At 68.7% G+C, this 9,188-nt stretch carries 9 protein-coding genes; 2 read left to right on the top strand and 7 right to left on the bottom strand.

Annotation, left to right across the window (positions count from 1 at the left end; genetic code table 11):
- Window positions 1–289: 289 nt before the first annotated feature.
- Together P3G67_RS34955 and P3G67_RS34950 are read left to right on the top strand one after the other, a co-directional pair.
- Window positions 290–598 (top strand): ArsR/SmtB family transcription factor, encoded by a 309-nt coding sequence (locus tag P3G67_RS34955; protein WP_269857552.1) that lies wholly within the window; start codon window positions 290–292, stop codon window positions 596–598.
- A gap of 5 nt (window positions 599–603) precedes the next feature.
- Window positions 604–1,176 (top strand): SRPBCC family protein, encoded by a 573-nt coding sequence (locus P3G67_RS34950; protein WP_276097106.1) that lies wholly within the window; start codon window positions 604–606, stop codon window positions 1,174–1,176.
- Window positions 1,177–1,184: 8 nt separating this feature from the next.
- Here P3G67_RS34950 and P3G67_RS34945 read toward each other — a convergent pair whose 3' ends face one another.
- From P3G67_RS34945 to P3G67_RS34915, 7 genes are all read right to left on the bottom strand, one after another.
- On the bottom strand, window positions 1,185–1,895 hold the full coding sequence (locus P3G67_RS34945) for an HAD family hydrolase (protein WP_276097105.1): 711 nt from the start codon (window positions 1,893–1,895) through the stop codon (window positions 1,185–1,187).
- A 7-nt stretch (window positions 1,896–1,902) separates the two neighbouring features.
- Window positions 1,903–2,124 (bottom strand): hypothetical protein, encoded by a 222-nt coding sequence (locus P3G67_RS34940; protein ID WP_276097104.1) that lies wholly within the window; start codon window positions 2,122–2,124, stop codon window positions 1,903–1,905.
- Between the two features lie 458 nt (window positions 2,125–2,582).
- Entirely contained in the window at window positions 2,583–3,740 is a 1,158-nt protein-coding gene (locus P3G67_RS34935; protein ID WP_276097103.1) for a glutathione-independent formaldehyde dehydrogenase, read from the bottom strand.
- Between the two features lie 501 nt (window positions 3,741–4,241).
- Window positions 4,242–5,675, bottom strand: coding sequence for a purine-cytosine permease family protein (locus P3G67_RS34930; RefSeq protein WP_276097102.1), 1,434 nt, complete (start codon window positions 5,673–5,675; stop codon window positions 4,242–4,244).
- Between the two features lie 388 nt (window positions 5,676–6,063).
- Window positions 6,064–6,744: a GntR family transcriptional regulator gene (locus tag P3G67_RS34925; RefSeq protein ID WP_276097101.1), complete on the bottom strand. Its 681-nt coding sequence runs from the start codon at window positions 6,742–6,744 to the stop codon at window positions 6,064–6,066.
- A 42-nt stretch (window positions 6,745–6,786) separates the two neighbouring features.
- The gene (locus P3G67_RS34920) at window positions 6,787–8,169 is read right to left on the bottom strand and encodes an aldehyde dehydrogenase family protein (protein WP_276097100.1); all 1,383 of its coding nucleotides are present in this window, start codon (window positions 8,167–8,169) and stop codon (window positions 6,787–6,789) included.
- Window positions 8,166–9,170, bottom strand: coding sequence for a proline racemase family protein (locus tag P3G67_RS34915; RefSeq protein WP_276097099.1), 1,005 nt, complete (start codon window positions 9,168–9,170; stop codon window positions 8,166–8,168). Before P3G67_RS34915 ends, P3G67_RS34920 begins: the two co-directional genes overlap by 4 nt.
- Window positions 9,171–9,188: the final 18 nt, after the last annotated feature.

The following is a 9,188-nucleotide window of genomic DNA, read 5'->3' as shown; positions in this document are numbered from 1 at the left end:
CGTGGGGAGCCGGGCGGCCAAGCCTCCCAAGCCATGGTCGGCAGCCTCATGAAAGCCACACCCGGCTCCCCTGGGTCCCCCAACCCTACGAATGGCTGGGGCAGGCCCAGCAAGAAGGTAGAGCCTCTTGAGACGCGCGAGCCGCGTGTCGGGGCTTCGCGGGGCAGTTCGGGGGCGGTGCCCATGTTCCGCTGCGCGGACATCAGCGCGCTGCCCCCGCCGCGGGCTGGACGGTAGGGCCTACATTACATTCCTTGTTGGCTATATAGCCCAGTGGTAATGTTCACGCGTGGCAACGACTTTTGAGGTCGTGTCCGACCCGACGCGTCGGCGGATACTGGATCTGCTGCGCGAGCGCGAGCGTTCCGTCGGTGAGTTGGTCGAGTGCCTGGGGCTCAGCCAGCCCGGGGTCTCGAAACACCTGCGGATGCTCCGCGAAGCCGGGCTCGTCCACGTCCGCCGTGACGCCCAGCGCCGCTGGTACGGGCTCTGCGCTGAGCCGCTGGCCGAGATCGACGCGTGGCTTGGGCCCTACCGCGAGTTCTGGGCCCGTCACCTCGACGCCCTGGAGCGCCACCTTGACCAGGAGAAGGAGTGATCGACATGCCCAGCAGCAACGACGACGCAGGCATGGGGGCTCTCGAAGTCCGCGACGACGGCAGGTACGTGTTGCGCTTCGAACGGTTCCTCGCCCATTCGCCCGAGCGGGTCTGGCGTGCGCTGACAGAAGCTGACCAGTTGCGCCAATGGTTCCCGTGCGACATCGAGGGCGAGCGCGAACTCGGGGCGAAGATCCACTTCGCCTTCCGCGGAGACGCCCCACGGGCCGAAGACATGCCCGAAATCCTCACGAAGGACCCAGAGGATCTCGACGGCACGTTCACCGCGTTCGATCCGCCGCGCCTGCTCGCCTACACCTGGGGCGAGGAGGACCTACGTTGGGAGCTGGAACCCACTGAGGGCGGTTGCCGCCTTGTCTTCACTCACGGCTTCACCGAGCACAGCGGCATCCCGCACCCCGCCGGCCCGAGGAAGAAGGCCGCCAGGACCGCCGCTGGTTGGGACGTGTGCCTCGCCACACTCGAAGCGCTCCTGAACGACGACGACACTCCACCGGCGAATCTGTGGCCGCAACTCTACGGCCACTACGTCACCACGTTCGACCAGCCTCAATGACCGCCGACTTACGGGGCTTCGGCCAAAGGACTGGAGTCGAGCTCGGCGAGTAGACGCGCCGGGCCGTCGTAGACCGCTAGGGCGCCAGCGCGCCGGAGGTCGGCCTCCGGTATGCCCCCGGACAGCAGTGCGATGCAATCAACGCCTGCCTTGGCGGAGGCTTGCACGTCCCACACCGTGTCGCCTACGAAGACCGCACGCGATGCGGGCACGCCAGCGCGGTCGAGCGCCCGCTTGACCAGGTTCGGCGCGGGCTTACTCGCGTCCACGTCGTCCGCGCTCGTGGCCGCGGCGATGTACTCATCGGCTCCAATGGCGCAGCGCATTGCGTTGAGCTCGTACTGTCCGGCCGAGCTCGCCAGTAGGACTTTCCAGCCGCGCTGGCTGACCGTGCGCAGCAGGTCCGCGGCTCCCTCAAGCGCGGGCAGGCGTTCAAGGTAAGTGGCAAAGAGCGCCTTGTGCGCCGCTGCGATCTCCGCGTCCTGGTCGGTATCGCGTTCCTCACCCAGCAGGTGGGCGATGAGCTTGTCCGACCCCATGCCCACCGTGCGGTGGATGGCCGTCATCGACACAGTGTGCCCGGCTTGGCGGAACGCCTCCCACCAGGTGGACACATGGAGGTAGTTGCTGTCGACCAGCGTGCCGTCGACGTCGAAGAGCGCGGCGCCACCCGTGTCCTGCGGTTCCCTTGCGCCCTCAGCGCGGGAATGCCTCGTCACCTGGACATCACCACTTTCCCGTACGTCGGGCACCACGATGCTCAGTGCGTGTACGGCGCCGGATCACGTAGAGATCGCTCAGCGCCACCACCGCGAACACCGCGCACACGGCGGCCAAGGCGATGTAGAGGGTCCGCCCCTGCTGGCTGCTGGGGCTGGCCGTGGCAGCGAGTATCGCGAAGACGGCCGCTCCCACGAGGAACACCGGAGCGAAAACGGTCGCCAGCATCCGTCGCGCAGGCAGGTCACTGATCGCTGTCCGGGGCTCGGAGCCGGTGCGCTGCCGACGTCCTGCCGCTCCCCGTGGGCGCTTGTCCTGCGGGCGCGCAGGCCGGTGGTGTGTGAGGCGATTGCTGTATGGGTCGGGCATGGCCTCGTCCTCGGCTCGTCGGCGGTTCGGTAGGCCCAATGGATCCCGGCTCCTCCCGGCGGGCCGTGAGTGCGACGTGAGCAGGGGCTCGCCGGGTAACGCTTGGCGGCCGTCTGGTACCGGTCTTCCGACGACCGCCTCCCGTAAGCACCCTGGTCACGGCGGCTCCCAGGATCGGGTACCCGGGGACCGGGCCCTCAACCGCCCGAAGACCCCACCGCAACGACAACTCCGGTTGCCAACCCCGCCGTTGGAGGTGGACGCCTGCACTGGGCCTCCTGGACGCCTTTTCAATCCGCCGTTGCACGCGACGTACGTCAGTTGTGGCTGCCGCCGTCGGGGTGCATGAGGACCTTCGTCCAGCCGTTGTCCCGGGCGTCGAAGTGCTGGTATCCCTCGGGTGCCTTGTCCAGCGGGAGTTCATGGGAGACGATCCATGAAGGTTTGGCCTTGCCAGCCTGTATCAGGCCGCACAACTGCCTGTTGTAGGCCTTGATGTTGGCCTGGCCGTTGCCGATGGTCTGGCCTTTGAACCAGAGCAACCCGTAGTCGAAGGCGATCTCACCCTCCTTGTACAGCTTGTCCGGGCTGCCCGGGTCCTGCGGGATGAAGACGCCGACCACGCCGATGGTCCCAGTGAACTTCACGGACTGTACGAGATTGTTCAGTGTGAGGTTGGGGTGCTCATGGCCTTGGGGGTCATGGGCCTGGTAGCCCACGCACTCACAACCCCGGTCCGCGCCGAGACCGTCTGTTTGCTCGTTCACCTGGTCGACGGGCGAGACCTTGGAGTCGTCGATGGGAATCGCCCCGATCTCCTCGGCCAGGGCCAGCCGGTCGGGGTGCCGGTCCACCACCATGATCTTGGAGGCACTCTTGAGCGTCGCCGACAACGCGGCCATCAGACCGACCGGCCCCGCACCGTAGATCACCACGGTGTCACCGGGCTGCACGCAGGCCAGCTGGGTGGCGTGCCAGCCGGTGGGGAAGATGTCGGAGAGCATCACATAGTCGCTCTGCCGCTCTCTGGCCTCCTCCGGCAGGACCAGGCAGTTGTGGTCACCGTAGGGTACGCGCAGCAGCTCCGCCTGGCCACCGTCGTACGGGCCCATGTCAGCGAAGCCGTAGGCGGCGCCGGCCATCTTCGGGTTGTCGGGCGTCGTCAGGCAGAAGGCGGTCAGGCCCTTCTCGCAGTTACGGCAGAAGCCGCAGGAGATGTTGAACGGGAGACAGACCAGGTCTCCCACCCGGACGCGGTCGACCCCGTCGCCGACCGCGACGACCTCGCCCATGTTCTCGTGGCCGAAGATCCGGCCCTCCTCGAAGTCGGTACGGCCCTCGTACATGTGCAGGTCCGAGCCGCAGATGTTCGTGGTCGTGATCCGCACCAGGACGTCGGTGGGCCGTTCGATCCGTGCGTCTGGAACCTCTTTCACCGCGACGGAACGTGGGCCCTCGTAGACGGTTGCCTTCATGGCATCCCCTCGCGACGGCTTCGCTCTCGGTGGTTCCGGGGGCGGTGCCCCGGTGAGGCATATCGAGCCCGATACCCATACACGGCATCTGGGCTTACGGCCCGGCTCCGACATGCCGCACCACCGCGCTTACCATTCCACCCTCCCACTGCCGCCAGCCATGTCAACCGCTGCCTGTCATGTCACAAACGACAGCCTCAGAGGTTCTATGTGAACCGGTCGCGCCCACCAGCTGATGTTGGAGACCGGATGCCGCACAACGCCTCCATGCCTGCGGGTCCCCTCTCCACTTCGCCGACAGCACAAGGCCGATGAAGATGCCGAACTCCTCGATGCTCGGCGGCAGTCAGCCCCGCCCCCGAGACTGACCGCCAACAACCCAGACTTCGGACCGTCGTTCAGGCGAGCACCCAGTAGCGGGAACAGGGTGACAGGTGCGCACCCTGGCGCGATCGAGCACCCCGGGTGCGCAGGCGACCACGAGCCGCGCAACGGCCGTTGCTAGCCGAGGTGCACCGCCCGGCCATCCTGCCAGGCGTTCAACCGCTGCTCGCTCCGCTCAACGGCGGCCTGCTCGGCGGCCCGGTCGCGGAAGCGGGAGATCGCCAGGTACACCAGTGAGGTGACGAGGAGCCCGACCAGCCAGGAGATGTCGGTGTCGGCGAGTTGGCGGGCCGCTGGTCCGGTGTACGACCACTGGCCCAGGTTGGGCAGGACCATGAAGGGGATCTCGGCGGCGATGCCCAGCGCGTAGGCCGTCAGGCCGCGCCAGGACCAAGTGCCGTAGACGCCGCTCCGGGTGAACAGGTCGGTGACGGCGTAGTGGCCGCGCCGGACGAAGAAGAAGTCGACGAGGTTGGTCGCGGTCCACGGGACAAGCAGGTACAGCATGAGCGTCAACGCCGTGAACACGGTCGCCACCGCGTTCTGCGAGACCAGCGATCCGACGGCGTACCAGGTGACGGCGAGTGCGAGGATGGTGATCACGCGCGCGGCACGCCTCGGGTTGATCTTGCGCACCGAGTCGATGCCGGTCAGCACGGTGAGCATGCCCCCGTACGCGTTCATGCCCATGGTGGCGCCCAGGCTGAGCACGGAGAGCAACGCGGTCGCCGCGCCGAGCCCGGTGAGGACGTGGTCGCCCGCCTGCCGCAGCCCCACGAGACCGTCGCTCACACCGAGCCGTACGGCAAGCCAGCCGCCGAGGGCGATGAGCCACACCGCCGATCCGGAGGCGCCGAAGAAGACGGAAGCGATCAGGGCACGGGCCGGGGCGGTACGCGGCAGATAGCGGGAGTAGTCCGAGACGTAGGGCGCGTAGGTGATGTTGTAGGCGGCCGCCGCGGAGAACTGCGCGAAGAACGCGGACCATGTGAAGGCGAAGTGCTGATGGACGGTGTGTCCCCCGGCCTGGCCGGTGAGCACGCCGGCGGTGAGCAGCAGCATCAGCGGCAGCGAGACATACAGCAGCCATCGGAAGACCCGGTGCAGCCAGTCATGGCCGTATATGGCGAGTACCACCGCGAGCAGTGTGGCGGCGATCGCGACGGCCAGCGGACTCCAGCCGAACACGCTGTGCAGTCCCTGGGACAGCAGCACCTGGTCGGCGACGTTGAAGCCCAGGTAGGTGAAGAGAGTGGCCGTCAGGACCACGATGACGCCGCGGTAGCCGAACTGTGCCCGCGACTGGATCATCTGCGGTAGCCCGAGGACCGGCCCCTGCGAAGCGTGGAAGGCCATGAACAGGGTGCCGACGACGATGCCGAGCACCCCCGCCAGGACCGTCGGGCCGAGCGGCAGGCCCAGCGAGGGACCGACGAACCCGACGGCGACGGTGAAGTACTGGAAGTTACCCAGGAACCACAGCGGCCCCTGATGCCAGACATGGCCGTGCCGCTCCGAGTCCGGCACCCAGTCGATGGATCGGGTCTCCACCCCCGCACCTATGGAGCTTCGCGTCGTTTCGCGTACGCCACGTGTTCGGACCATGGGTGCCTCCCTGCGACCGTGCGGGGCTTGTGGGACCTGCGGTGGTGTCTGTGGGAGGGGACCGTAACGGGCCAGTCCAGGCCGCGAACAGTGGATGTTTCCAACGGTTTCACCGGCCGCGTTGGATGAACCGCACACCGCCTGGCTGCCGTCACCCGCGGCACGGTCAGGGCTCTGACCAGCGCCAGCTGCCTCGCCTGGCCCGAAATCATGCCTTTGGGATAATTCGCGGGCGGGTACCCCTGAGGGGGCTTGGTGAGGAGGCGCCGGCCGCGCGACAGCGGCTCAGTCCACCCTCGGCCCGGCCGGCGGGGCGGGTACCGTCAGAGCAGGGCTACCGGGCTTGCCGGCCCTCGCCCTTGGCCCACAGGGAGCGGACATGGCCCAGGTGGCGGGTCATGCACTTCTGGGCACCCTTGGCGTCGCCAGCCAGCATCAGCTCCAGCAGTTCCAGGTGTTCCTCGGCTGACGGGAGCAGTCGGCCGCTTTCGTTGAGCGCCGTGAGCCCGTACAGGCGTGAGCGCTTGCGCAGATCGCCGACGGTCTCGACGAGGCGTTCGTTACCGGAGAGCGCCAGCAGACGGAGGTGGAACTGGCGGTCGGCCTCAAGGTAGCCGATCAGGTCGTGGTGGCGCGCGGCGCTCACGATCTCCTCGGCGAGCGGACGCAGAGCTTCGAGTTGCTCGGCGGAGGCGGTGCGGGTGATCCCGCCGACAGTGGGGACCTCGATCAGGGTGCGGATCTCGGTGTACTGGTCGAGATCACGTTCGTTGACCTCGGTGACCCGGAAGCCCTTGTTGCGGACCGGCTCGACCAGTCCCTCGCGGGCCAGGTCGAGCATCGCCTCGCGTACCGGTGTCGCGGAGACACCGAAGTCCTCGGCGAGCCCCGGCGCCGAGTAGAGCTCACCGGGGCGCAGTTCACCGGAGATCAGCGCGGCCCGCAGGGCGTGGGCGACCTGGTCGCGCAACCGCTCGTGCGCGGTGATCAGGTTGCGCGTTTTCAGGTGCCCCATGGTGAGCCCCTCCGTTTCCGAGGTGAGCTTCAGCGTACGGTGTCACACTGCCCCGGTGGGGCTGAGGGTGTACGTCCGCGTGCACGTGTAGAAGTCCAGGGCGGCTCGGCCCTGTTCGCGTGCCCCATGGCTGGATGCCTTGGTGCCGCCGAAAGGCAGATGGAAGTCGACTCCGGTCGACGGTGCGTTGACCCGGACCATGCCGGTGTCGAGATGGTCGAGCCCGTGCAGAGCCGCGTTCAGGTCGGCGGTGTGGACCGAGGTGACCAGCCCGTACGGGACGGAGTTGGCGATCCGTACCGCGTGGGCCAGGTCGTCCGCGGGCAGCAGTGCGGCGACGGGGCCGAAGACCTCCTCCTGTAGCAGTTCGTGGCCCGGTGGCAACTTCTCGACCAGGGTCGGAGTCGCGTACCAGCCGGGTCGGCGGGGAGCGTTGCCACCTGCCAGGACGGCACCGCCCCGGCAGGTCGCCTGGGTCACCCGGTCCCTGGCCTGCTCGCTGATGAGCGGGCCGCAGACGGTGGCCGGGTCGGACGGGTCGCCCACCGGCAGCTCCCGTAGCGCCGCCGCGAGGGCCTCGCGCACCGGGTGGAGGGCGGCGCCCACCGGGATGACCCGGCTGGTGGCCGTGCACTTCTGTCCCGCGTAACCGGCGATCGCGGCGGCGATGTGGGCGGCGACCCGCTCGATGTCGGCGTCGGGGAGGACGATCGCCGCGTTGAGCCCGCCCATCTCGGCCTGGACCGGGATGCCTCGGGCGGTCGCGGCGCGCACCACCTCGTGGCCGACCGCTGTGGAGCCGGTGAACGAGACGACGTCCGAGGACGTGATCAGGGCGCCGCCTTCCGCGGCGCCGCCGGGAGCTACGGTGAACACCGCGCGTGGCAGCGCCCGTTGGAGGATCTCGGCGAGACGCAGCGCGCATGCCGTGGCCTCGGGCGCGGGTTTGAGCACGACCGTGTTGCCGACGGCCAGCGCCGGGGCCGCCTTCCAACTGGGGATGGCGAAGGGGAAGTTCCAGGGCGTGATCAGGCCGGCGACACCGTACGGGCGGCGGCGGGTGAGCAACAGCCCCGGGCCGCCGAAGGGTTCGTGTACAGCGCCGGTGGGCTCATGGGGGGCTTGGGCGTAGTACCGCCAGATGGCCGCGGTACGCGCCACTTCGGCTCGGGCCTCGGTGTGCGGCTTGCCCACCTCGCGCACGGCGAGTGCGGCCAGTTCGTCCGCCGCGGCCTCGATGGCCTCGGCGACGGCGACCAGGGCCGCCGAGCGGGCGCCCGCGCCGCCGTCCAGCCAGCCGGGTCGGGCGTCACGGGCCTTGACGACGGCATCGGCGACGGCGGCGGCGCCGGACGCCGCCACTCGCAGCAGTACGTCGGCCGGATCGGCCGGATTGCGCGAGACGAGGGACGGTGGCGTGGTCACAGGAGGAAGCCTCCGGGGAAGGGGTCGTCCGGGTCGAGGAAGTACTGGGCGGTGCCAGTGATCCAGGCCCGTCCGGTGATGGTCGGGACGACGGCGGGCACACCGGCGACGAGGGTCGCCTCGACGAGTCGGCCGGTGAACTCGGTACCGATGAAGGACTGGTTGACGAAGTCGCGGTGGAGGGGCAGTTCGCCGCGCGCGTGGAGTTGGGCCATGCGCGCGGAGGTGCCGGTGCCGCAGGGTGAACGGTCGAACCAGCCCGGGTGGATCGCCATGGCATGCCGGGACCGGTGCGCGTCCGAGCCGGGCGCGGCGAGGTAGACATGCTTGAGGCCGTTGATCTCCGGCCGTTGGGGGTGGACCGGGCGGTTGGGCGAGGCGTTGACGGCGTCCATGACGGCCAGACCCGCGGCGAGCAGCTCGTCCTTGCGGGAGCGGTCGAACGGCAGTCGCAGCGCGTCGAGTTCGACGAAGGCGTAGAAGTTGCCGCCGAAGGCGAGGTCGTAGCCCACCGTCCCGTACCCCGGCACCTCGACCTCGCGGTCCAGGCCGAGACAGAACGCGGGCACGTTGGTGAACGTCACGGTTCTGGCCACGCCGTCCTCGACGCGGACGTCGACGCGGACCAGGCCTGCCGGAGTGTCCAACCGCACTGTGGTGACCGGCTCGGTGACCTCGACCATCCCGGTCTCCACCAGTACGGTGGCGACCCCGATGGTGCCGTGCCCGCACATCGGCAGCACACCGGAGACCTCGATGAACAGCACCCCGTAGTCGGCGTCCGGGCTGGTCGGGGGTTGGAGGATCGCACCGCTCATGGAGGCGTGGCCGCGTGGCTCGTACATCAGCAGCGTGCGGATGTGGTCCAGGTGCTTGATGAAGTGCAGTCTGCGTTCGGCCATCGTGGCACCGGGGATCACCCCGACACCCCCGGTGATGACGCGAGTTGGCATGCCCTCGGTGTGCGAGTCGACGGCATGGAAGACATGACGAGTGCGCACGGGAGTCCCTTCTGCGAT

Source organism: Streptomyces silvisoli, assembly GCF_029269905.1.
Taxonomy (GTDB): domain Bacteria; phylum Actinomycetota; class Actinomycetes; order Streptomycetales; family Streptomycetaceae; genus Streptantibioticus_A; species Streptantibioticus_A silvisoli_A.
Note: the sequence above shows the minus strand (reverse complement) of the source record. Positions and strands in the feature narration are given on the sequence as shown.